23 protein-coding genes are annotated in these 23,737 nt (G+C 66.6%); 9 read left to right on the forward strand and 14 right to left on the reverse strand.

Annotation, left to right across the window (positions count from 1 at the left end):
- The first annotated feature begins 32 nt into the window (after nucleotides 1-32).
- Nucleotides 33-302, forward strand: a complete 270-nt coding sequence (locus tag ORK51_RS06825; protein WP_266084605.1) for a hypothetical protein — start codon at nucleotides 33-35, stop codon at nucleotides 300-302.
- Between the two features lie 17 nt (nucleotides 303-319).
- Here the strand turns inward: ORK51_RS06825 and ORK51_RS06830 are convergent, their stop codons facing one another.
- Both ORK51_RS06830 and ORK51_RS06835 read right to left on the reverse strand, forming a co-directional pair.
- A complete protein-coding gene (locus ORK51_RS06830) occupies nucleotides 320-655 on the reverse strand; it encodes a hypothetical protein (RefSeq protein ID WP_037553151.1) in 336 nt (111 codons plus the stop codon).
- Between the two features lie 129 nt (nucleotides 656-784).
- Nucleotides 785-955 carry a hypothetical protein gene (locus tag ORK51_RS06835; RefSeq protein WP_019183216.1) on the reverse strand — a complete coding sequence of 57 codons (171 nt, stop codon included), beginning with the start codon at nucleotides 953-955 and terminating at the stop codon, nucleotides 785-787.
- Between the two features lie 272 nt (nucleotides 956-1,227).
- On the opposite strand from ORK51_RS06835, the gene ORK51_RS06840 reads away from it, so the two are divergent.
- From ORK51_RS06840 to ORK51_RS06850, 3 genes are all read left to right on the forward strand, one after another.
- Nucleotides 1,228-1,638: a g-type lysozyme inhibitor gene (locus ORK51_RS06840; RefSeq protein ID WP_266084606.1), complete on the forward strand. Its 411-nt coding sequence runs from the start codon at nucleotides 1,228-1,230 to the stop codon at nucleotides 1,636-1,638.
- A gap of 55 nt (nucleotides 1,639-1,693) precedes the next feature.
- On the forward strand, nucleotides 1,694-2,362 hold the full coding sequence (locus ORK51_RS06845) for a hypothetical protein (protein WP_266084607.1): 669 nt from the start codon (nucleotides 1,694-1,696) through the stop codon (nucleotides 2,360-2,362).
- A 100-nt stretch (nucleotides 2,363-2,462) separates the two neighbouring features.
- Entirely contained in the window at nucleotides 2,463-3,335 is an 873-nt protein-coding gene (locus ORK51_RS06850; protein WP_266084608.1) for an endonuclease/exonuclease/phosphatase family protein, read from the forward strand.
- A gap of 82 nt (nucleotides 3,336-3,417) precedes the next feature.
- On the opposite strand, the gene ORK51_RS06855 is transcribed toward ORK51_RS06850, so the two are convergent.
- The 6 genes from ORK51_RS06855 to ORK51_RS06880 form a co-directional block, all read right to left on the reverse strand.
- Nucleotides 3,418-3,639, reverse strand: coding sequence for a membrane protein (locus ORK51_RS06855; protein ID WP_019183220.1), 222 nt, complete (start codon nucleotides 3,637-3,639; stop codon nucleotides 3,418-3,420).
- A gap of 208 nt (nucleotides 3,640-3,847) precedes the next feature.
- Entirely contained in the window at nucleotides 3,848-5,278 is a 1,431-nt protein-coding gene (locus ORK51_RS06860) for an efflux transporter outer membrane subunit (protein WP_266084609.1), read from the reverse strand.
- Entirely contained in the window at nucleotides 5,272-6,009 is a 738-nt protein-coding gene (locus tag ORK51_RS06865) for an SDR family oxidoreductase (RefSeq protein ID WP_019183222.1), read from the reverse strand. Before ORK51_RS06865 ends, ORK51_RS06860 begins: the two co-directional genes overlap by 7 nt.
- A 25-nt stretch (nucleotides 6,010-6,034) precedes the next feature.
- On the reverse strand, nucleotides 6,035-9,205 hold the full coding sequence (locus tag ORK51_RS06870) for an efflux RND transporter permease subunit (RefSeq protein WP_019183223.1): 3,171 nt from the start codon (nucleotides 9,203-9,205) through the stop codon (nucleotides 6,035-6,037).
- Between the two features lie 160 nt (nucleotides 9,206-9,365).
- Nucleotides 9,366-10,577, reverse strand: a complete 1,212-nt coding sequence (locus ORK51_RS06875; protein WP_070427146.1) for an efflux RND transporter periplasmic adaptor subunit — start codon at nucleotides 10,575-10,577, stop codon at nucleotides 9,366-9,368.
- A gap of 90 nt (nucleotides 10,578-10,667) precedes the next feature.
- Nucleotides 10,668-11,441 (reverse strand): SDR family NAD(P)-dependent oxidoreductase, encoded by a 774-nt coding sequence (locus ORK51_RS06880; protein ID WP_019183225.1) that lies wholly within the window; start codon nucleotides 11,439-11,441, stop codon nucleotides 10,668-10,670.
- A gap of 367 nt (nucleotides 11,442-11,808) precedes the next feature.
- Between ORK51_RS06880 and ORK51_RS06885 the strand changes: the two genes are divergently transcribed.
- From ORK51_RS06885 to ORK51_RS06895, 3 genes are all read left to right on the forward strand, one after another.
- Nucleotides 11,809-12,831, forward strand: a complete 1,023-nt coding sequence (locus ORK51_RS06885; protein WP_019183226.1) for a LysR family transcriptional regulator — start codon at nucleotides 11,809-11,811, stop codon at nucleotides 12,829-12,831.
- Between the two features lie 347 nt (nucleotides 12,832-13,178).
- Nucleotides 13,179-13,562, forward strand: coding sequence for a hypothetical protein (locus ORK51_RS06890; RefSeq protein WP_266084610.1), 384 nt, complete (start codon nucleotides 13,179-13,181; stop codon nucleotides 13,560-13,562).
- Nucleotides 13,559-13,819, forward strand: a complete 261-nt coding sequence (locus tag ORK51_RS06895; protein ID WP_156785771.1) for a hypothetical protein — start codon at nucleotides 13,559-13,561, stop codon at nucleotides 13,817-13,819. The genes ORK51_RS06890 and ORK51_RS06895 overlap by 4 nt, the downstream gene beginning before the upstream one ends.
- Before the next feature lie 244 nt (nucleotides 13,820-14,063).
- On the opposite strand, the gene ORK51_RS06900 is transcribed toward ORK51_RS06895, so the two are convergent.
- Both ORK51_RS06900 and ORK51_RS06905 read right to left on the reverse strand, forming a co-directional pair.
- Nucleotides 14,064-14,759: a YiaD family glycine zipper/OmpA-like lipoprotein gene (locus tag ORK51_RS06900; RefSeq protein ID WP_019183227.1), complete on the reverse strand. Its 696-nt coding sequence runs from the start codon at nucleotides 14,757-14,759 to the stop codon at nucleotides 14,064-14,066.
- Nucleotides 14,760-14,910: 151 nt separating this feature from the next.
- On the reverse strand, nucleotides 14,911-16,326 hold the full coding sequence (locus ORK51_RS06905) for a cryptochrome/photolyase family protein (RefSeq protein WP_070427144.1): 1,416 nt from the start codon (nucleotides 16,324-16,326) through the stop codon (nucleotides 14,911-14,913).
- Nucleotides 16,327-16,544: 218 nt separating this feature from the next.
- On the opposite strand from ORK51_RS06905, the gene ORK51_RS06910 reads away from it, so the two are divergent.
- Entirely contained in the window at nucleotides 16,545-17,174 is a 630-nt protein-coding gene (locus ORK51_RS06910) for a superoxide dismutase (RefSeq protein WP_266084611.1), read from the forward strand.
- 112 nt (nucleotides 17,175-17,286) lie between these two features.
- Nucleotides 17,287-17,613, forward strand: a complete 327-nt coding sequence (locus ORK51_RS06915; protein WP_266084612.1) for a tetratricopeptide repeat protein — start codon at nucleotides 17,287-17,289, stop codon at nucleotides 17,611-17,613.
- Nucleotides 17,614-17,824: 211 nt separating this feature from the next.
- Here ORK51_RS06915 and ORK51_RS06920 read toward each other — a convergent pair whose 3' ends face one another.
- Genes ORK51_RS06920 through ORK51_RS06935 form a run of 4 tightly spaced genes read right to left on the reverse strand, consistent with a single transcriptional unit; the run spans nucleotide 17,825 to nucleotide 23,595 of the window.
- A complete protein-coding gene (locus ORK51_RS06920) occupies nucleotides 17,825-18,460 on the reverse strand; it encodes an inorganic diphosphatase (RefSeq protein ID WP_019183231.1) in 636 nt (211 codons plus the stop codon).
- Nucleotides 18,461-18,509: 49 nt separating this feature from the next.
- Complete coding sequence (locus ORK51_RS06925) at nucleotides 18,510-19,859, reverse strand: purple acid phosphatase family protein (RefSeq protein ID WP_070427582.1); 1,350 nt, start codon at nucleotides 19,857-19,859, stop codon at nucleotides 18,510-18,512.
- 32 nt (nucleotides 19,860-19,891) lie between these two features.
- Nucleotides 19,892-21,025 (reverse strand): NHL repeat-containing protein, encoded by a 1,134-nt coding sequence (locus tag ORK51_RS06930; protein WP_266084613.1) that lies wholly within the window; start codon nucleotides 21,023-21,025, stop codon nucleotides 19,892-19,894.
- Nucleotides 21,025-23,595, reverse strand: a complete 2,571-nt coding sequence (locus tag ORK51_RS06935; protein WP_261997395.1) for a TonB-dependent receptor — start codon at nucleotides 23,593-23,595, stop codon at nucleotides 21,025-21,027. Before ORK51_RS06935 ends, ORK51_RS06930 begins: the two co-directional genes overlap by 1 nt.
- Between the last annotated feature and the right edge of the window lie 142 nt (nucleotides 23,596-23,737).

The following is a 23,737-nucleotide window of genomic DNA, read 5'->3' on the forward strand; positions in this document are numbered from 1 at the left end:
CCTGCCCGGTATGCACGGTGTCGGGGATCGCTATGGACGGACAGCAAGAGGCATTTCGGCAGGCACACGCCGAGTTGGAGCAGTGCTGGACGCGCGGCCGGTCGGCGGCCGAGCGATGGGCGGTGTACGACAGTATCCACGACCGGCTGGTAGCGCAGTGGCCGGGCGATGCCACCCGCATCGTCGGCATGATGGTGATGTGGGTCACCGAAATACGCGGCACCTGCCCGTCGCCCCATGGCGTTGCCGAACCGGGACGGAGCGAGGTCCTGCGGCTGCGTGCCTCCCGGATCGATTCCTGAGCGCCGTGCCGGCTGGGTTACGGTGCGGTCGGCTGGAAAGGCGCGTTGCGCCCGGCCACTTCCATGTTGATCGCATTGATCAGGGCCGACACGGCCGTCGCCAGGCGGCGGCTGTCGGCGATGGAGCCGAAGAACAGGATCGAGGTGCCGTCCAGTTCGACCCCGGCCAGGCCGAGCTCGCCCTTGAGCGCGGCGACGCGTTCGTCGAACAGCTTCAACCAGTGGGCATCGGGGGCGACATCCAGCATCGCCACGATCGCCTCGTCCGCACCATGGTCGACGATGGTCTGCAGGGTCGGGACGTCGAAACCCAGCAGGCGTGGCACGCTGCTGTCGGGAAGAGGAATGCTCATGCGGGCATGGTAGCCGGTAAGCCGCTGCGGTGCCCGACGGCGACTGGCGATGGCTGAAGCGTTGTGATTGCCCATGACGCACAAAGGCCCGGCCAGATCGGCCGGGCCCTCGGTAGGTCATGCCTGGCCTTATTCTTCCTGGTCGCTCTGCTGGCCCGAGCGCTGGCCCTGCTGATCCTGCTGTTGCTGCTGCTTCTGGGCGTCACGGTCGCGCTGATCCTGCTGATCCTGCTGGCCCTGCTGCGGGGTGTTGCGCTGCGGATCGTTCTGACCCTGCTGCGGGTTCGGGGTGTTGGCCATTGCCGTATCTCCGGTGTTCGGCATCGAAGTGGTGCCGGTGAAACCACGCTAGGCCTGCCCGCGTTACCCATGTGTGCGTGGCGGGCGGCGCGCCCTGCACGCGCCGGGCACCTGCGTAAACAATTCAGAACGTATTGGAAAGCGATACCGAGAGAGCACCGTGCGTTCACTGCCCGGTAGCGGTGATCTGCAGCGCATCGACAGTTCCTTGATGGGCGCGCGCTCATGCTCGCGACGAAAGGCCCTTGCCGGGCCCCCACCGAGGATGTGCCATGACGCCGCTCCGCTCGCTGCTGTTGACCGCCCTGCTCGCCCTGACGCCGATGCTGGCCACCGCGGCGGACAAGGTCACCACCACCCCAGTGCACTTCACCAAGGGCGCCAGCAGCGCCACCCTGCGTGGGACGTTGTCCGGTTATGACACCGTCCGCTACACCATCGCCGCGCGCGCCGGCCAGACCATGGCGGTCACGATCGACGGCAGCCCCAATGCCAACTTCAATGTGTTCGCGCCCGGCGTAACGCCCGGCCAGGGCGAGGCCCTGGGCAGCAACGACGAGACCCGGCGCTGGAGCGGCACCCTGCCGTACACCGGCACCTATGTGGTGCAGGTCTACCAGATGCGTGCGCAGGCGCGCCGGGGTGAGAAGGCACCGCACAGCCTGACCGTCGCCATCCGCTGAGGCCAGCCCCGGGTATCCTCGGGGGTGTCGGTTTCGTCCACGCAAGGGGCCCGGGATGGACTTCCTCAAACTGCTGCGGTCGCTGGAAGAGTTTCTCTACGAGCTGTGCACCTGGTTTCTGTTCTTCCCGCGCACGCTGTACCGCGTGGTGGTGCATCCGCGGCGGATGGCCCAGTACGTGGACACCGAGCTGAAGGAAAAGCTGGAGCGCCAGTTCGACGATGCGATCAGCCCGCCGATGTTCCTGATGCTGTCGGTGCTGGTCGCTCACGGGGTGGAGCTGATGCTGCACCAGCAGGTGGTCGGCACCGGTGCGCTGTCGCGTTCGATTTTCGGCAACGAGGAAAGCCTGCTGCTGTACCGCTCGATCACCTTTGCCATCTGGCCGCTGGTGACCACCACGCACCTGCTGCGGCGCAAGCATGTGCCGATGACCCGGGAGTCGCTGCGCCGACCGTTTTTCATGCAGTGCTACCTGACCGCCCCGTTCGCGGTGACATTGTCCACCAGCATGGTGTTCGTACGGCTGCCCGGCGAGCTGTCGACCGTGCTCGGCACTGCGGTGGGGGTGATCGCCGCGCTGTGGTATGCGGTGGTCCAGGCCGGGTGGCTGAAGGTCGCGCTTCAACGCTCCTGGTTGAACACGATCCTCTCCACGGTATGGGTGCTGGTGCTGGGATCGCTCATCAACCTCACGATCGGGGTGATCCTGCTGTCGAATTGATCCGACCGGCGCCCCGCCCAACCGCCATGTCGCGCATATCCTTTCCCCGCCCTTCCATGCGACCCTTTGGGAACGTTTTCATGGAATGGAGGGATTCCACATGTTGTTTCGTTTCCACCGGCCCGCGCTGCTGGCCCTGATGATGTTTGCCGCCCCGCTGGGCAGCGCCTGGGCGCAGGCACCGGACGCGTTGAAAGTCATGTCGTTCAACGTGCGCACGCCGGCCGATACCGACCCCGGCAAGCGCTGGGAAGACCGCCGCGATGCGATGGTCACGCTGATCCGCGAACAGAAACCCGAGGTGATCGGCACCCAGGAGCTGGTGCGGAAACAGGGCGAGTACCTGGTCGCGCACCTGCCCGGCTACACCCTGTTCGGCAGGGACCGCCGCGGCGGCAACGCCGACGAACACATGGGCGTGCTGTACGACAGCGCGCGCTTGAAGGTGCTCGAATCGGGCGACTTCTGGCTCTCCGATACGCCGGATGTGCCGGGCAGCATCACCTGGGGCAACCTGTTCCCGCGCATGGTGACCTGGGCGCTGTTCCAGCGTCAGGCCGATGGCCAACGCTTTTATCTGTTCAACACCCACCTGCCCTATCGCGATGAAGATGAGCCGCGCCGCGTGCTCGGTGCGAAGCTGATCGTCTCGCGCCTGGCGACGCTGCCCAAGGACATCCCGGTCGTGGTCACCGGCGATTTCAACAGTGAGCCCGGCAGCGACACCTACAAGGCCTTCACTGCCGCGTTGGGCGATGCCCGCGAACTCGCCGGCAAGGTCGACGGCCCGCGCCTGACCTTCCACGATTTCACCGGCAAACCGACGGTGGAACTGGACTGGATCCTGGTACGCGGTTTCAGCGTGGACCGTTTCAGCACGCTGGACCAGAAACCCGGTGGCGTGCTGCCTTCGGACCACTACCCGGTCCAGGCCGAGCTGCGGTTCCCCGCATCGCCGCCGACGGGCCGGTAACCAGACGCGCGATGGGCGGTCATAGCACCGTCCATAGGCTTGCGCATGGCCGCACTGCGGCCCTGCGCTTTCACCGCGCCGATCACGGCTGCCGCTCATCGATCTGCTGCAGCAGCTGGTACAGCGCCTGATGCTGCTCGCGTGCCTGGCAGATCCGCGCGCCGATGGCGATGAACACACCGGTGGCGATCAGGCCGATCTCGAACAGGCCTTCGGTCAAACGGGCGAATCCGATGGCGACCACGATGATCGCGGCGACCAGCAGCGCGATGACGCCGCGCGAAAGCCCCGCGCCGGATCCCATGCCCGGCTCCTGCACACGCGGACGGACAGGACGCCACTGATTGGGTTGCATGCGGGCCACTCCAGAGAACAACCCACGCTTGTAGCATCGTGCATCGGCACCGTGCAGAGGCAAAGCCGTCAACCGCGACGCCCTGCGCAGCGGATGTGACGGCTGTTGCCATTCTCGCAGGGACGGCGCCTTCGCCGCCCCTGCGACCTGCGGCCGGTCAGCGCTGCGTCACCGCCACCGGGGTGTTGGCTGCATCCTGCTGCTGGCCCCAGCCACCCAAGGCCTTGTACACCCCCACGACGCTGACGTTGACCGTGGATTCGGCCTCGGCCAGTGCATCGTCCGCGGCCAGCTGGGTGCGTTGTGCATCGAGCAGGGTCAGGAAGTCTTCCGACCCCTCGCGGAAGCGGATCTGCGCCAGTTCCTCCGCGCGCCCCGCCGCCTGGGCCTGCTCGGCGACGATCGCCAGCCGGGCCTGCTGCTTGGCGTACCGCGTCAACGCGTTCTCGGTGTCTTCCAGCGCCAGCAGCACCGCCTTCTCATACTCGGCGGCGGCACCATCGGCCTGCGCCTTGCTGGCGCGCAGACGGGCTTTGACCGTGCCGAAATCGAAGGCAGCCCAGCTGATCGACGGGGTCACCGACCACGCCTTGTTGTTGCCGTTGACCAACCCGCTGGCGTCACCGGACAGGAAGCCGACGAACCCACTCAGGCTGATCCGCGGGAACAGGTCCGCGGTGGCCACGCCAACGCGCGCAGTGGCCGCCGCCAGACGACGCTCGGCCACGCGCACATCGGCGCGCTGACGCAGCAGATCGGTGGTGTCGCCCAACGGCAACGCCTTGGCGTACGGCCGCATCTCGCGCGGCTGCAGCAGGCTGTCCAGTGCATCCGGACGCTGCCCCAGCAGGACGGCCAGGCGATGACGCGACTGCACTTCGGCGACTTCCAGCAGCGGGATGTCGGCCTCGATCGCCTTCAGGCGCGCACGGCTGCTCTGCACGTCCAGCTCGCTGCCGGCGCCCAGTTCCCAGCGGGTCTCGGTGAGCTTCTGGGTGTCGCGCAGATTGACCAGGGTGCGCTTGGCCACCGCGATGCGCTTCTGGGTACCGCGCAGCTCGAAGTAGTTACGGGCTACTTCGGCGGCGACGGTGACCTGCGCGTCGGCGAGGTTGTCCTGCTCGGCGCCCAGGTCCGCGCGCGCCGCTTCGGCGGCACGGCGTTGGCGACCGAACAGATCCAGCTCCCAGCCGGCATCGAAGCCGAGCTGGTAGGTCTCGCTGAAGATGCGCTCGCCACCCACCGTGGCATCGGGCTGCTTGCGGCGGTCATAGCTGCCGCCACTGGTGACGTGCGGCAACTGGTCCAGGCGCTGCTCGACGAACACCGCGCGGGCCTCGCGCACCCGCGACATCGCGATGCGCAGGTCCAGGTTGGTGCCCAGCGCTTCATGCACCAGCTGCTCCAGCACCGGATCGTCGAACTGGGCCCACCAGCTCGCCACCGGCGAGGTGCTGGTGAACACCGGCGCGGCGGCGCCCTGCAGGGTCACCGGCTCGGCCGGCGGCGCCTGGTAGTTGGGGCCGACGCTGACGCAGCCGGCCAGCAGCGCGCTGGTCACGGCCACGGTCAACAGGCGGATCACCATGGCAGCACCTCGCCGAGGTAGGTGAAGCTGCCGTTGGGGCCATCGGCATCGATCAGCGCCATACCGACGCTGGAGCGTGCACCTTCGCTGATTTCGATCTCGCCCTCACCGCCGTTCATGTCGGTTTTGACGTAGCCCGGATGCACGGTATTGACCTTGGTGGTGCTGTCGCGCAGCTCGTAGGCGAGCTGTACGGTCCACGCATTCACCGCACTCTTGGAGGCATTGTAGGCGGGCACCGCGAAGCCGTAGATCGGCGAGCCCGGCTGGCTGTGCAGGGTCAGCGAGCCCAGGATGCTGGAGACGTTGACGATGCGGCCGGCCGGCGAGGCGTTGAGCAGCGGCAGGAAGGCCTGGGTAACGGCAATCACGGCGAACACGTTGGTGTCGAAGGTATCGCGCCAGGTCTGCAGGGTCTGCGCCGACGGCGCCAGCGTTGGGTCGTCGAGCAGGATGCCGGCGTTGTTGACCAGGATGTCCAGGCGGCCGTGACGTTCGGTCACGGTCTGCACGGCGGCGGCGATGCTGGCGGCATCGCCCACGTCGAGCTGGATCGCTTCGACCGGCAGGCCCTCGGCCTGCAGCTTCAGCGCCTCGGCCACGGCGACGTCGCGCTTGCGGCCGGCCAGCAGCGTATGCACGCCGGCCTGGGCCAGCTGACGGACGGTTTCCAGGCCGATGCCGCGGGTGGCACCGGTGACCAGAGCGATCTTTTGGGTAGCGGTATTCATGAGAAAAACCTCGCGGGGGAAGGAATCAGTGGTGGATGGTCGGTTCGCCGTGGGTCACCAGCTGCCCGCCGCCGTTACGGCTGACGAACTTGCGCAGGGCCACGTAGAACACCGGGGTCAGGAACAGGCCGAACAGGGTGACGCCCAGCATGCCGGCGAACACCGTGATACCGGTGACCGAGCGGACTTCCGCACCGGCGCCATGCGAGATCACCAGCGGGATGGTGCCGGCGATGAACGCGATGGAGGTCATCACGATCGGCCGCAGACGCAGGCGGCACGCTTCCAGTGCAGCCTCCACGATGCCCTTGCCGCCCATTTCCAGTTCGCGGGCGAACTCGACGATCAGGATGGCGTTCTTGCAGGCCAGGCCCATCAGCACCACCAGGCCGACCTGCACGAACACGTTGTTGTCGCCACCGGTCATCCATACGCCGAACAACGCCGACAGCAGGGTCATGGGGACAATCAGGATCACCGCCAGCGGCAACGACCAGCTTTCATACAGCGCGGCCAGCACCAGGAAGGCCAGCAGGATCGCCACCGGGAACACGATGAAGGCGGCCTTGCCCTGGGTGGCCTGCTGGTAGCTCAGGTCGGTCCATTCGGTCTGCATGCCGACCGGGAGTACCTTGCCGGCGATTTCGGTCAGCTTGGTCATGGCCTCGGCCGAGGACAGCATGCGCGGGTCGGCTTCGCCGGCCAGATCGGCCGCCGGGTAACCGTTGAAGCGCAGCACCGGGTCCGGGCCGTAGGTCTGCTTCACGGTGACCATCGAGCCGATCGGCACCATCTCGCCACGGTTGTTGCGGGTACGCAGGCGACCGATGTCTTCCACGCTGTCACGGAACTGGCCGTCGGCCTGGGCGATCACCTGCCAGGTACGACCGAACTGGTTGAAGTCGTTCACGTACGCCGAGCCCAGGTAGGTCTGCAGCGTGTCGAACAATTCGGTCAGCTCCACGCCCTGGGCCTTGGCCTTGACGCGGTCTACTTCGGCATCCAGCTGCGGCACGTTGGCCTGGTAGCTGGTGATCGGGAACGCCATGCCCGGCGTCTGCGCGACCGCACCCTGCATCGTGCTCACCGCCGTCTGCAGTGCGCCATAGCCGAGATTGCCGCGGTCCTGGATGAACATCTGGTAGCCGTTGCCGTTGCCCAGGCCGAGGATCGGCGGCGGCATCATGGAGAACGCAAAGCCCTCCTGCAGCCCGGCGATCTTGGCGTTGATCTCGGCATTGATCTGCGCGGCGGTGCGGCCCTTGCGCTCACTGAACGGCTTGAGCGGAACGAACGCGACACCGGTGTTGGGCGTGTTGGTGAACTGCAGCGCGTTCAGACCCGGGAACTGGATCGTGTGCGCCACACCATCGGTATTGCGCGCGATCTCGGCGACCTTGGCCAGCATGGCGTCGGTACGTGCGATCGAGGAGCCTTCCGGCAGCTTCACGCCGGCAATCAGGTACAGCTTGTCCTGGGTCGGAATGAAGCCGGCCGGCACCGCCTTGAACATCAGGCCGGTGGCCAGCAGCAGGCCGGCGTAGACCACGAACACCAGGCCACGACGGCCCAGCAGGCGGCCAACCGAACCGTGGTACTTCTCCGAACTGGTCTTGAAGAAGCGGTTGAACGGACGGAAGATCCAGCCGAACAGACGGTCGATCAGGCGGGTCAGGCCATCCTTCGGCGCGCCGTGCGGCTTGAGCAGGCGTGCGGCCAGGGCCGGCGACAAGGTCAGCGAGTTGATCGCCGAGATCACGGTCGAAATCGCGATGGTGACGGCGAACTGCTTGTAGAACGCACCGGTCACGCCGGACAGGAACGCCATCGGCACGAACACGGCACACAGCACCAGCGCGATCGCCACGATCGGGCCGGACACTTCGCGCATTGCCTGGTGGGCCGCGGCCAGCGGAGTCAGGCCTTCTTCGATGTTGCGTTCGACGTTTTCCACGACCACGATCGCGTCATCGACCACGATGCCGATCGCCAGCACCAGCCCGAACAAGGTCAGGGTGTTGATCGAGAAGCCGAGTACGTACAGCGCCGCGAAGGTACCCACGATCGACACCGGCACGGCGATCAGCGGAATGATCGAGGCACGCCAGGTCTGCAGGAACAGGATCACCACCAGCACCACCAGGGCGATCGCCTCGAGCAGCGTGGAGACCACGGCCTTGACCGAATCGCGCACGAAGATGGTGGTGTCATACACCGCTTCGTACTTCACGCCCGGCGGGAACTGCTTGGTCAGTTCATCCATGGTGTGGATGACCGAGTCGCGGATCTCCAGCGCGTTCGCGCCGGGGGCCTGGAAGATACCGATACCGACTGCGTTCTTGCCGTCCAGCTGCGAGCGCAGCGTGTAGTCACCAGCGCCCAGCTCCAGGCGGGCGACATCGGACAGGCGCACCACTTCACCGTCGTCACCGGCCTTGAGCACGATATCGCGGAATTCCTGTTCGGTACGCAGGCGGCCCTGCGCATTGATCAGGGTCAGGAAGTCGCTGCTGGGCATCGGCTCGGCGCCGAGCTGGCCGGCCGAGACCTGCACGTTCTGCTCGCGCATCGCACGCACCACATCGCTGGCGGTCAGGCCGCGCGCGGCGATCTTGTCCGGGTCCAGCCACGCACGCATGGCGTAGTCGCCACCACCGAACATCTGCGCATCGCCCACGCCCTGCAGGCGTGCCAGGGCATCCTTGACGTGCAGGCGGGCGTAGTTGCGCAGGTACAGCGAATCGTACTTGCCGTCCGGCGAGGTCAGGTGCACCACCATCAGGAAGGTCGGCGACTGCTTCTGGGTGGAGACACCCTGGCGGCGCACGTCTTCGGGCAGGCGCGCCTGCGCCTGGGCGACGCGGTTCTGCACCTTGACCGCGGCCTCGTCCGGATCGGTACCCGGGCGGAAGGTCACGGTCATCTGCAGCACGCCGTCGGAGCCGGCGACGGACTTGATGTACATCATGTCCTCCACGCCGTTGATCGCTTCTTCCAGTGGCGTGGCCACGGTTTCAGCGATCACCTTCGGGTTGGCGCCCGGGTACACCGTACGCACCACCACCGAAGGAGGTACCACTTCGGGGTACTCGCTGATCGGCAGCATCGGGATCGCGATCAGGCCAGCGGCGAAGATCACGATCGACAGCACCGCCGCGAAGATCGGCCTGTCAATGAAAAAACGGGAAAAGTCCATGGGTGGATTCCTGGGGTTTCACCAGCGCCGGCGTGCACGACCCCGGCCGCTGTCGCAGGCGACAGCGGTGGCGGGTTCCCCTGCACGGGGCGATGGCAGTCACGGTAGAGCCGACCGTTGGTCGGCTGCTATGTAGAACCGACGGTCAGTCGGCTGCCCTTCAATTCTTTGCAACAGCCGGCGCGGCTACCGGCGCGGCAACCGGCTGCATCGCAACGGCCTTGGCCTGGACCGGCATGCCGGGCATGAAGACTTTCTGCACGCCATCGACGATCACGCGGTCACCGGCCTTCAGGCCCTGCTCGACGATGCGCAGGCCGTCGGCATTGCGGCCAAGTTCGATATCGCGGCGCTGTGCCTTGTTGTCCTTGTCGACCACGTAGACGAACTTGCGGTCCTGGTCTGTCAGCACGGCCTTTTCATCGATCAGCATGGCCTGGAACTGGCCACTGCCCAGCAGCTGCACGCGGGCGAACAGGCCCGGAGTGAACGCGCGGTCGGCGTTGTCCAGCAGCGCGCGGACGCGGATGGTGCCGGTGCTGCGGGTCACCTGGTTGTCCAGGAAGTCGACCTTGCCTTCATGCGGGAAACCATTCTCACCGGACAGGCCCACCTTCACCGGCAGTTCGCTGTCGCGCTCGCTCGGGCGTTCGCCCTTGCGGGCCATCTGCGCGTAACGCAGGAAGGTGCCTTCATCGGCATCGAAGTAGACGTGCACCTTGTCCAGCGAGACCAGCGTGGTCAGCACGCTGGCGCTGTCGCCGGCGGTGACCAGGTTGCCGGCGGTCACCATCGCGCGCCCGGCGCGACCGTTGATGGGGGCGCGTACCTGGGTGAACTCCATGTTCAAGCGCGCCGCATCCACCGCCGCCTGCGCGGCCTGCACCTGCGCCAGCGCCTGCTCGGAAACGGCACGACGCTGTTCCCAGGTCTCGGTGGAGATGGCCTGCTGGTCGGACAGACGACGGGCGCGGTCGGCTTCGCTGCGGCTCACCTGGGCCTGGGTGCGCGCGCGGTTGAGCTCGGCGGTGGCGCGGTCCAGCTCGGCGCGGTAGCTGCGTGCGTCGATGGTGAACAGCACATCGCCCTTCTTGACCTCCTGGCCTTCGACATAGTTCACCTTGTCGATGTAGCCGGAGACGCGCGGACGCAGCTCAACGCTTTCAACCGCTTCGACGCGGCCACTGAAGTCGTCCCACTGGCTGACCTGCTTGACCAGCACCGGCGCGGCACTGACCGACGGCGGCGGCGGCATGCCGGCTTCTTCAGCATGGCTGCCACTGCAGGCGGTCAGCACCGCGGCGGCAAGGATCGAAACGCCGGCCATGGCCAGCCGTCGGGTGAAACGTTGCGGGGAGGAGTTGGAAGTCATGACATGCATCCGTACGTAGGGGTGGTGATACAGAATCGAAAACGTGGGGCGACGTGGGGGCGTAGCCTGGGACCTGAACCTTGGTAGAGGTCAAGCCGTGCCGGCCGTGTTACGCGACATCGGTGGAGGGCGGTCGAGGTGCAGCAGTCCGCGCGGCAGTTCGGCATCGCGCGCATCGCAGCGGACGATGGCGCGGTTGTCGGTGCAGTTGTCGAGCAGCGAGACAACACGGCGGCCGACCAGCAGCGCGCTCGGCCACTCGATGCAGGCCTTGGCCGCATTGGCCGGGGTACACACCGGATCGCACACTTCCAGCATCTGCGCACGCACGCCCAGGGCCTGGGCTTCCTGGTGCAGCACCTGCGCGTACATGCGCGTGGCCGACATGGTGATGGAGGACTCGCCATGCCCGGCCCACGGCTTGAAGCCGGCCGGGCCGCCCACCAGCACGTAGCGCCGCGCCTGCGCGCCGCCGCGCAGCAGCGGCAGCAGATGCCGGCCGGCGTGCACGTGCGGCATCACGTCGGCCTGCAGCGCCTGCAGCAACGCGTCGCCGCTGCGGTCGGTCACCCGCCCGCGGTTGTACGGGCCGCCCATCGCATCCACCACCGCGGCCAGCGCGCGCGGGCGCCCGCCGATGCGCTCGGCCACGGTGCGCGCCGAGCCGTCATCGCCCAACGAGCCAAGCAGGACCTCCAGGCCCGGCTCGTCGGCGAACTGCTCCTGCAGCGCCGCCAGCCGGCCGGGATCGCGGCCGACCACCAGCACGGGGCTGCCGGCCTCCAGCAAGGCCGCCACGATGCCCTGGCCCACGCTGCCGGTGCCACCGAGCACCAGCACCTCGGGGGCCAATGTCCCATTCATGGGACTTTCACTCCCGTCGCCGGGATAATCCCAATTCGGCCCAGTCGATCGCCACCGCGGGCGCCCAGGCGGATGCTGCCGCCACGCTGCATGTTGGCAGGCGGAGTGAATTCGCGGAAAGCCTTGCGGGAGAGGGATCCCGGGCGAGCTTCAACGGTCATCGCGAGGTCCAGCGGGGCGCTGGGGCCGCTACGCAGGCGGCCAAGAATGTTCCGCAACCACATGGTTGACGTCCTTCATATCTGGAATGGCGCCAGATTAGTCTTCAAACTCCCCCTTGATTAGTCCGGATTTAGGGGAATAATCATCCCGTGCCCGGCACAATCATTTGCGGCACTCTTCCCCTCCCCCGACTTTGGATCCCGTCATGGCCCACGATCTCAACGACACGCTGATCTTCGTCAAAGTGGTCGAACAAGGCAGTTTCATCGCCGCCGCCACGGCACTGGGGCTACCCAAGACCACGGTCAGCCGCAAAGTGCAGGAACTGGAAACGCGCCTCGGTGCGCGCCTGCTGCACCGGACCACCCGCCGCCTCGGCCTCACCGAAGCCGGCTCGGTCTATCACGAGCATTGCCAGCGCATCGCGCGCGAGCTGGAGGAAGCCGAAGGCGCGGTCAACCAGCTGCAGTCCGGCCCGCGTGGCTGGCTGCGCTTCACCGTGCCCTATTCGATCGGCATCACCTGGATCGCGCCGCTGCTGGGTCAGTTCCATGCGCAGTACCCGGAAATCCAGCTGGACATGCACCTGGGCAACGAAAAGCTGGATCTGATCGCCGGTGAAGCGGACCTGGCGCTGCGCGTGGGCACCCTGCCCGACTCCAACCTGGTGGCGCGCAAGCTTGGCAGTCTGCGTACGCAGGTGTTTGCCAGCCCGGCATATATCGAACGCTACGGCGAGCCGCTGCATCCGGATGAGCTGCAGTTCCACCGCATCCTGGCGATGCGCAAGGCGCGCAACCTCAACAACAACCGGTTCTTCTGGCAGCTGGGCGAGAACGGCGGCGAACTGCTGGATTTCCCGGTCAACCCGCTGCTGGTGGCCAACGACCCGTCCGCCTTGAATGGTGCCTTGGTATGCGGCGAAGGCCTGCTGCTGACCGGTGACGTGATGGCCAAGCCGTTCGTCGAATCGGGCATGGTGCGCCGCGTACTGGCCGGCTGGACCGGGCCGGAAGTGGACTTCAACGCGGTGTTCGCCGGCGGCCGGCTGGTGTCGCCGAAGGTCCGCGCGTTCGTCGATTTCCTGGTGGAGAAGATGAACTTCGATGCGAACTACATGCTCGCGCAGTGCCCGGCGGCCAAGCTGGCCAAGCAGCAGCAGACCCAGGTGGAAACCGAGCTGCAGGCGACCGGGAAGCGCATCCTGGAGACGGTGACCGCGGGGTGATTCTGACGGTACGCCGGGCCGGCTACCGACGCCACGCCGTCGCTTAGCGCTCTTGTCGAGTAAAAAGGGAGGATTGCAATCTCGTTCCATCGTCAGATGGAAACGGACGTTGGACAAGATACCTGCTCGCAAGCTCGCGGAAACGCGACACCTCCGGCTCCGGAACGAAGCCTGTCGCGTTGTCGTCAACGAACTGAAGGCTCTTTATCCGCATCGACATCGACACTGATGCGGTCGCCCAGGCCCGACGCTGGGCTGAGGCCCCCTGCGCGACCAGGCGCCGGCGCCCTTATGTCCCTTGGGACTGGCAGGAACTCTGGAGACGCTTCAGAAATCACGCATGCAGAGTGGATCTTGCGATACGCGATGCAGAAGTGCTGTGCGCTCTGGCCGTCGGTCGAGTCAGCAAGGGGCGGATGGTGGCGAGCATCCACTATCTTCAGTCCAACCCCGCATCACACGACCTGCAAGGCGAAGCCGGTCGTATTGCGACCGCCTATCTGCTTGCACTTGCCACCCAGCTGCGGTGTGGCGAAATCGCACTGAATCGTCCGGTACCGGAGTTGGTGGCGTACTACGAAAGGCTGGGCTTCACCCGGCATGTCCATCGCAAAGGCATGCTCTGTCGACTTGTCCAGGACATCACGGTGGGTGGCCAGGATTTGACAGTCGCTGTAGATGGCAGTAGTAGACTTTCGGCAGAACCGACCCGCTCAGGGGGCCAACAATGAAACGCTCCACTCAATTGAAGCCGGGCAAGCGAGCCGCATCCCCTGTGGACGTCGCCAAGGTCAGGCGCCACCTGTCAGGCGGCATTGGCGCGAAATCTGGTGAGACGTTGACCAAGGTCGAGCTTGAGGCCGTGTTCGATGCGGATAAGGCGATACTGGCCCAGGCCTGCCGAAAGGCGGGTGAGGATGTGCTGTCGAAGTACAACGGAGTGATGGCCGGCGCGATCAGCCCGCGAAAACGTTCCAAGCCCGTTTAGGGCGATGCCGCACTCAGCTGTCCGGTGACCGGCACCGGGTGGCGCGGTTGCGATGATCAGCCAGGCAACGGCCGGTACTGTTTTGGCGGCGTTGTCGTGGGTGTTGCGGACGTGCGCGGACGGAACTGTTCAGGGCGTACCGGCCACCGGCCGGTACCTACAAAAAATGCCGCCTGCAAGGGCGGCATTTCTGTGTTGCGAACCTGTGGCTCGCACCACGCAATAACAGCGCGCTGGCGCGCTGTTATTGCTGCAACGGAATCACACGGATCTCGACACGGCGGTTCTGCGCGCGGCCGGCATCGGTGTTGTTGTCGGCAATCGGGTAGGCCTTGCCGGCACCCAGGGTTTCGATACGGGCGCGCTGCACGCCCTGGCCGGCCAGGTAAGCGGCGACCGAATCGGCACGTTCCTTGGACAGGCGGTTGTTGACCGCGTCGCTGCCGATGCTGTCGGTGTGGCCGACCACTTCGATCATCGTCTGGTTGTACTCGGCCAGCGTGCTGGCCACGCCATTGAGCGAGCTGTAGAACTGCGGCTTCAGGGTGGACTTGCCGAAATCGAAGGTGATGCCGTCCGGCAGGTTCAGGGTCAGGTTGTCACCATCACGGGAGACGTCGATACCGGTATTGGCGGTACGTTCGCGCAGCGCGCGTTCCTGGCGGTCCTGGTACTGGCCGACGGCCGCGCCGCTGAGTGCACCGATACCGGCGCCGATCATGGCGTGCTGGCGGCGCTCGGTGGCGCTGTTGCCGCTGAGCAGGCCGGCGGCCACGCCGACGGCCGTGCCGATCAGGGCGTTGCGGCCGGTGCGGTTCTGCTGTTCGACGGGGTTGCCGTACTGGTCACTCTGCACGTAAGAGCCACCGGTGGCGCAGGCCGTCAGGGCGGCAGCAGTCATCAGGGCCAGGGCCACGTTGCGGGTTGCGGGTCGAATCATGAGGGTTCTCCTTGGTTACCGGACGGCGCCGGCTTGCGGGCCGTGAAGAGCATAAACAGCCCAACGCGATGCCGGCATGATGAATGGCACGCTCGGCAACTCCCTGTTCAGGTAAACGCTTAGCCCAGAGCCGGATGATCCGAGATGGCCATCACGCCCCGCCTGTGTGCCGATACGCGGCCAAGGCGGCGTCGCGGCCTTCGCCCAGATCCACCAGCGGCAAGGCGGGATAGGCTGGGGCGTGCTCGGCCAGCAGCTGCGGCGATTGCCAGGGCGCGAAGCGTGCCTTCAGCGGCAGCGCGGCCAGTTCCGGCACCCAGCGCGTGATGTAACGCGCCTGCGGATCGAACTTCTGCGACTGCGTCACCGGATTGAAGATCCGGAAGTACGGCGCAGCGTCGGCCCCCGTGCCGGCCACCCACTGCCAGCCCATGGTGTTGTTGGCCAGGTCCGCATCGACCAGTGTGTCCCAGAACCAGCGCGCACCTTCGCGCCAATGCTGGCGCATGTGTTTGCACAGGTAGCTGGCGACGATCATGCGCACGCGGTTGTGCATGTAGCCGGTCGCCCACAGCTCACGCAGGCCCGCATCCACGATCGGAATGCCGGTGCGGCCCTGCTGCCATGCACGCAGCGCGTCCGCATCGGGCTTGGCCCATTGGAACTGATCGAAGCGCGGGTTGAGGTTGTGGTCCGGCGTCTGCGGGAAGTGATGCAGCAGGTGATACGAAAACTCGCGCCAGCCCAGCTCGCGGATGTAGCCGTCGATGTCGGCATCGCGGCTGGCACTGCGCTCGCCCTGCAGCCGGCGGACGATCTGCCATGGGGCGATTTCGCCGAAATGCAGGTGCGGCGACAGCAGCGAGGTGCCTACCCGGTCCGGCAGATCACGCTGCTCGCGATAGCCGTTGAGGGCACCATCGATGAACACCGTCAGCGCTTCGTGCGCACCGGCCTCGCCTGGTTGCCAATGCTCCCAGAACTGCCGGTCCCACGGTATCGAGGGTGCCAGGCCGAAGGCATCGAGCGTTTCGCCGCCCGCCGTGTGCGCGGGCAGCCGGTCAGGCACGCGGGTGGGCGCCGGCAGCTGCAGGCGCGTCAACGCATTGCGCCAGAATGGCGTGAACACTTTGTACGGCCCACCCTGCTGGGTCGCCACGTCCCACGGTTCGAACATCAGGCTGCCGTTGTGGCTCTCGGCCTCGATGCCCTGCTCGCGCAGTTCGCGCTTGATCTTCGCATCGCGCGGCTGCGTGGCCGGCTCGTATTTGCGGTTCCAGTAGACCGCCACCGCCCCGGTCTGCTCGATCAGGCGCTCCAGCTCGGCTTGGCTGTCGCCCTGGCACAGCACCAGCGCCGAGCCGCGGGCGCGCAGGTCGGCGTCCAGTGCCGCCAGCGAACGGTGCAGCCAGGCATTGGATGCGCCGCCGGGGGCCCAGTCGCCTTCTTCGTGCGGCGCATGGATGTAGACCGGTACCGGCACATGGCCGGCATCCAGCGCGGCCTGCAGGGCCGGGTTGTCCTGCAACCGCAGGTCACGGCGAAACCACACCAACGCTACCGACACGAGACTACCCCGGAAGATTCGAGAGGCAATGATAGCCAGTGCAGGTGAAGGACAGGCAGCGATCACGCGCGGATGGCCCGCACTGTTCCACATCGCTGTGCTTGACCTCAATCATGCTTGAGGTTCTATCCTGGCGTCCACCGAACCAACGCGGGCCTGCCCAAGCCCCTGTGCTCGTACCTGTGCCGACCCGCCCTTTCGTTTTGCTGGAGATACCCATGGCTTACACCCTCCCTGCCCTGCCCTACGCCTACGACGCACTCGAACCGCACTTTGATGCACGCACGATGGAAATCCATCATGCCAAGCACCACCAGGCCTACGTCACCAATCTCAATGCCGCCCTCACCGATGCCGGGATCGAGAGCACGGATATCGACACGCTGATCGCCGATATCGGGTCCCTGCCCGAAGGGGTGCGCAACGCCGTCCGCAACAATGGTGGCGGGCATGCCAACCACAGCCTGTTCTGGACGGTGCTGACCGCCAGCGGCGGCACGCCGGAAGGCGCTGTGGCGCAGGCGATCGATCGCGACCTCGGCGGCTACGCCGCGTTCAAGGAGGCCTTCACCAAGGCCGCGCAGACCCGCTTCGGCAGCGGCTGGGCGTGGTTGACGTTGAGCCGCGATGGCACGCTTCTGGTCGAGAGCAGCCCGAACCAGGACAACCCGTTGATGGGCGACATTGCGGGCCTCTCCGGTGGCACGCCGATCCTGGGGCTGGATGTGTGGGAGCACGCTTACTACCTGAACTACCAGAACCGCCGCCCGGATTACATCGCTGCGTTCTTCGAGCTGATCGACTGGGCTGAAGTCGCGCGCCGTTACCAGGCCGCCGGCGGCCGTTGATGGACACGGGTCCCGCACTCGGCCTAGGCACGCAGCCCTCCGCCACGCCGTCCGAGGCTGCAGTGCTGGACCCGACGCTTGCCCGCCCCACCGCTGCCTGAGTCTGCATCGAATGGATATCTCCGCACTGCAACGTCTGCTCGAACAGGGCCGCGACAGCGCCCTGCTCCGCTTCGGCCTGGGCAAGGCCCTGCTCGACGCGGGCCACACCGCGGAGGCGGTCATCCATCTGCAGCGCTGTGTCGCACAGGATCCACGGTATTCGGCGGGCTGGAAATGGCTGGGCAAAGCCCATCTGGCGGCCGGGGATTCGGAGGCGGCGGCACAGGCATGGCGGCAAGGCAGTGCTGTCGCCGGGACCAACGGCGACAAGCAGGCGGTCAAGGAAATGGCCGTGTTCCTGCGGCGGCTGCAGAAGGCGGGCGCCGGCCCGGCGTGATCGGCCGGGAGGGCTACCAGAGCAGACCGTTGTGGATCACGGTCAGTACGCCGCGCTTGATCTCCTCTTCCATGTGCCGTCGCCCCGTTCCTGGAATGGCCTGCCATCGGCAGTGCCCCGTCGCAGGGCATCGCGCATAGCCGACACGCTCGGCGTCACGGAAGGTGGTGCGTGAGCCGTGAATCAGCCGATGCCCCGGCGACCTGGACCCTCAATCGCCTTTCGCGTGCCGCTGCTGCGCATCGAAACGCTGCATCGAGGCACGGATCAGCGCCTTTGCCTCGGCGGCATTGCCCCAGCCGTTGAGCTGGACCGGGTTGCGGCCGGCCGGCAGGTCCTTGTAGACGCGGAAGAAGGCTTCGATGCGCTGCCGTTCGATCAGCGGCAGATCGTCCAGATCGCGGATGGCGGCGTAGGTGGGATCGATCTTGTCGGTCGGCACGCCAATCACTTTCTCATCCTGCTCGCCGTCATCGACCATCTTCAGGAAGCCGATTGGGCGGAACCGCACGATCACGCCAGGATGCAGCGGCTCGCGGGTCAGCACCAGCGCGTCGAGCGGATCGTTGTCGCCGGCCAGGGTGCGCGGCATCGAGCCGTAGTTGGCCGGGTATGCCACCGGCATCGACTGGAAGCGGTCCACGTGGACCAGGCCGTCTTCCTTGATCTCGTATTTGGTGACGCTGCCAGCCGGAATCTCCACGGCCAGATTCACCTCCTCCGGGGCATTGTTCGGCTGCGCGGCAAGGAACGGGTGCAGCACCGCGTTGCCGGCCACGCCGGCGCCGGTGAGCAGCAGCAGGGACGCGGCCAACACAGCCCGCCCGATGGAACGGCGATGGATCATCTCGGTCTCCACGAAGGGCCGGGCACGCCGCAGCGGCCCGGCCGGTCGGTCATTCCCAGCAACGGTCGGCGCGGCCCTTGAGGGTCTGCGCGCGCGTGCAGTCACGGGGGGCGATGCGTCCCTGCGTCAGTTCGGTCTTCTGTTTGCGGCCATCGGTGCCGCGTGTCAACTCGAAGCCGTCGTACAGTCGGCCGGTGACGGTGCGTGCTTCGTAGCGCAGGTGCTGCGGGTCGATCTTCAGCACCTGGAACAACTGCGTGTCCTCGCCGACCGGCGCCATGGTGGCGCGGGCCTCATCGGACAGCCGGTACTGCTTCGGCCCGGCCACGGTGACCACGAACTGCGGCGTGGCGCCCTGGCCTTCGCCGCGGCGGCCATAGGTATGGTCATGGCCCTGCAGCACCAGATCGACCTGGTGACGGCGCACCACCGGCAGCAGCACATCGCGCAGCTCGGTGTTCTCGCGGCCTTCGCGCGGGGAATAGAACGGCTGGTGCAGCAGGACGATGCTCCACGGGTGCGGGTTGTCGGCCAGCACCGTGTCCAGCCACGCCGCCTGCGCCTTGGCCGTGCCCAGATCGAGCGCAGAGGTGCCGTCGAGCACCGCGATACGCACGCCCTGGTAGTCGAACCAGTAGGTGCTGGTGTCCGCGGCGTCCACGCCGTTGCGCGGCAGCGCGAACGTCACTGGCCAGTGGCGACCGAGCACGCGACGCTCCTGCGGGGTGTCTTCGAACTCCTCGAAGTACTCATGGTTGCCGATCGCCGGGGCGACCGCGGTTTCCTGCGGCAGCCAGCCGGCGGCGGCGAACCACTCGCCCCACTCGCTGTCGTCCTGCCCATCGCCCCCACTGACCAGATCACCGGCGAACAGGCTCAGGCGCGCGTCCGGGGCAGCCTTGATGCCGGCCCGCATCACCCGGGAGACGTGGCTGAGGTTCTTGTTCTGGGTATCACCGAAATACAACAGGGTCAGCGGCTGCTCGGCACGGCCGGCGGTACGCAGCTGGTTCCAGGCACTCCAGGTGTTCTGCCCCTGCACGCGCCACAGATACAGCGTGTCCGGCTGCAGGCCAGTCACGTCCGCACGGTGATGGTGGGACGTGCCGAGTTCGGTGCTCAGCGCCTGGGTGGTGGCGGTGATGCGGGTCGGCGTGCCGACATCCGGAGAGTCGCCGGCCAGCACCCATTCCAGCACCGGTGCCTTGACCGAGGTATCGGTGCGCCAAGCGACCGAGAAGCCGCGGGCAGCGTCCTGCGCCGGGGAGGCGACCAGCCGGTCCGGGAATCCGCTCGCGGCGTAATGGCGGTTGCCGGCCGGGACCTGGGTGTTGGGTTCGGCACCGGTCTCGGCCTCCTTCTTTGCCACGGCGCTGCCACTGCACAGCAGCAGCCCCAGTGCGAGCGCGGTCAGGGCGGCAGGAACGCGGCTCACGCGCCACACTCCAGCGGCAGCGACAACTGCCTGGCGATGCTGGCCCAATCGAAGGCCACTACGCCCTGGTCATCGTGCACGGCGTACAGCGCGCCGTTCGGGAAACGCGCGGACGGCGCCTGCATCGACCAGATGCCGTCGGTGTTGGCCACCGTGTTGCCCTGGAAGGCGCCGACGTGCTTCAAGGTGTGGCGGTCGAACAGGTGGAACACGCTGCGCTGCTTGCCCTGCTCGGTGGTGATCCACCAGCCATCCTTGCCGCAGGTCCGCAGCATCACGCCTTCGGCCTGGGCCTGGAAGGCATCGCGGCCGAACGTGGTGCCGCTGAAGCGACCTTCCAGCGTGTAGACCTTGAACTCGCTGGCGTAGGTTTCGTCCTCTTCGGCGATCAGCAGGCGGTCGTTGGCGGGGTCGCCCCAGATCGATTCGACCACGCGCAGCGCGCCCGCTTCGGTGGTGTCACCGATGCTGGCGGTGAGCGAGGCCTGCGCCTTGCCGCCCTGCACAGTGAGCGCATACCGGCGCACGCGCTTGTCCAGCTCGGCCAGCGGCGGCAGCACATCGTTGCCCTGCGCGTCTTCGCCAGCGTCGTAGGAATCGGTGACGTACACGTCGTAGCCGCTGCCGAGCTTGTTCACCCACACCCCGTAGGGCTTGCGCAGCTCATCGGCGCCGAACACGCCCAGCGGGGTGAAGTCCGGCAGCTGCAGCACCTGTACACGGTGATTGTCACGCTCCACGATCATCACCAGGTCGTCCACCACGGCGATGCCGTTGGGGCGGTCGAACTGGCCCGGCGCCGTGCCGAGGCTGCCGACATCGCGCAGCTTCGCGCCGGTCTGCCCGTCATAGACCACCAGCTTGTCGGTGGCCTTGGCGGTGGCGATCAGCCAGACCTGGCCGTCGGGCGTGGTCCAGCTGGCCGGCGAGTCGATGTTGTCGTCCGGGGTCATCGGGGTCAGGAACGCCTCGGCGACCGTGGCGACCTGGCGCGCGGCGGAGGCGTCGGCAGCAGCTGTCGACGCGCCGGCTGCGGCAGGGTCCGGCGTCGCTGCTCCGGGGGCGGCGGCGGGCTTGCAGGCGCTCAACAGCGCCAGCGCGAGCAGGCTCAGGCAATGGGAGGCGCGCATCACAGGGCCACCTTCAGGCCGAGGGCGTAGGTACGGCCATACTCCTCGTTCTGCAGGGTGCGCGAGCGCACGCCCTGGTACAGCTCCAGCGGCTTGTCGAGCAGGTTCTGCGCTTCGAAGTAGACGCTCACGTTCGATGTGATCTTGTAGTCCATGCTGAAGTCGAGCTGGGTGTTGGGTGCGACGTAGATGTCATACGCGCGGCTGTCGCCCAGCGAGTCCAGATACTCGCTGCGGTAGACCGCTGCCACGCGGGTACTGAAGCCGGCCTTTTCATAGCCGATGTGCGCGCTGTACACATGCTTGGAGGCACGCGGCAACATGAAGTCGTCGCGCTCGCGACCGGCCACGCCCGGGTCGAAATCGGTGTCCAGCCAGGTACCGCTGGCGCCGACCAGCAGGCCATCCCAGCCGGCCGGCAGGAAGGCGAGCTGCTGCTGCCAGTTGAACTCGGCCCCCTTGACCGTGGCCTTGTTGCCGTTGATCACCCGGGTGACTTCGAAGCCGGGATACGCCGGATCCGTATTGCTCACCGTGTTGACGATATAGCCATCGATCGACTTGTGGAACACCCCCAGCGAGACGATGCCGGTGCTGCCGAGGTACTTCTCGAGCGACAGGTCGATGTTCTTCGATTCGTACGGGTCCAGCTGCGGGTTGCCGATGCGCACTTCCTCATCGCCCCGGCTCAGGCCGACACGCGGCGCCACATCGCCGAACGAGGGGCGCGAGACGGTCTTGTTGGCGGCCGCGCGCAGCACCCAGTCATCGCCTGCGTCGTAGCGCAGGTGCAGGCCAGGCAGCACATTGGTGTAACTGCGGCTCACGCTCAGCGGGGTGACCGTGAAGCTGCGGCCGTTGGGCGCCACCTCCACGCTGTTGCCGGTGGCACTGAACTGGGTGTTCTCCACGCGTACGCCGCCGATGATGCGCAGCGCGCCAACATCCCAGGTGCCCATCGCGTAGCTGGCGAAGATGTCCTCGCTGGCGGTGTAATCCTCTTCCAGCGAGGCCAGGGCGTTGCCGCCGGCATCCTGCGGGCGGGCGCTGTACTGGCCGCCCTGCTGGGCCCAGTAGCGCCGCATGGCGTCCGAGCTCATCCCCTGGCCGAGGCTGCCGCCCCGGTGATCGGGCGTGGAGGTCGTCCAGTCCGACAACGCCACGTCCGGGCCGACCCGCAGTTCGCGCTCATCCACGTTGACGTCGCGGTCGCGCCAGCGGCCCAGCAGGCCGATCTTGTAGCTGGACGAATCCCCATCGAAGCGCACGTTGATCTGCGCGCTGCGCTCGCTGTCGTTGACCTGCTTGGGCGACACCACGAAACGATCGAAATCGTAGTTGCCGTTGTCCATCCACTGCGCGCTGGTCAGGGTGTAGCGCGGGATGCCGCGGTTCTGATCGACGCTGGCACCGAGGTCATCGCCGTTGTACTCGAAACGCGCCTCCATCTCGTCGTTGACGCGCTCTTCGGTACGCGTGTAGCCGACCTTGTAATCGACCACCGCATTGGTCAACCGGTTCTCGCCGCCGGCGCTGGTGGTGAACGTGTTTTCCTTCTTGGTGCGGTAGCGCATGCGCTTCTGGATCGCATCGGCCGGCAGGTCATCGACGCGGTACTGGTTGTTGCCCAGCGCGGTGACCTCGCCATCGCCGAAGTTGAAGAGGGTGCGCTGGCGGGTTTCGGCATCGTCGAACTGGCTGTACAGCGTGCGCAGGTAATACCGGTTGTCCTCGTCCGGGTGCCAGTCCAGGTTGAGGTTGGCGCCGATGCGCTTGCGCTCGATCTCGTACTTGCGCTGCTGCAGGCTGTTGGCGAACAGGTCGTCCTCGGCACCGCCGTCGAACTCGCCGTACTCCACTTCGGTGTTGTCCGACTCGAACTTGCGGTTCTGGTAGTTCACGCCCAGCGCCACGCCGAAGGTATCGGCGAACACTTCGCTGTAGTTGATCGCGGCCTTCGGGCTGGTATTGCCGGAGAGCTGCTGGTGGCTGGCTTCGATCTTGCCGCGCAGGTTGCGGCCTTCGCGGTCGAACGCCGAGGCCGACTCGACCAGGATCGCGCCACCGATGGCGTCGCCCGGCATGTCCGGGGTGGGCGACTTGACCACGCGCAGGCGCTCGGTCGAGTCGGAGGGAATCACGTCCAGCGGTGCAGCGCGGCTGGAGTCTTCCGGGGTGCCGATGGCGATGCCGTCGACACTGACGCTGTTGAGATTCGCATCCAGGCCACGGATGACCACGAAGCGCCCCTCGCCCTGGTCACGGGTGACACTGACGCCGGGCAGGCGCTGCAGCGATTCGGCCACGTTCTTGTCCGGGTAGACGCCCATGGCATCGGAGGACACTGCATCTTCGATCGCATCGCTGCTGCGCTTGAGGTCGACCGCGCGCGTCTGCGACTCCAGCTGCGGGCGTACTTCCACGCGGTCCAGATCGATGGCGGCGGCACCGGCGGCGGCACTGCCGGCCACCGTGCTGCCATCGGGCGTATCGGCGGCATGGGCGGACGGGGTGATCACCGCCAGCAATGAAAGGCTGATCGCCAGGCCCAACGGACGCTTCTTCTGCACTGCATTCCCCAATCTGTGTAAAGAATGGGTCAGCACGGTATGTCCGGGAGGTTGCATGGGGATGACACCGGGGACATCGAGGCCGGAGATCGGGGTCGCGGGCCTGCCGAGCATGGCTCGGCACTACCGGGCATGGCGGCTT

The organism is Stenotrophomonas sp. RIT-551 (assembly GCF_026241915.1).
Lineage (GTDB): Bacteria > Pseudomonadota > Gammaproteobacteria > Xanthomonadales > Xanthomonadaceae > Stenotrophomonas > Stenotrophomonas bentonitica_A.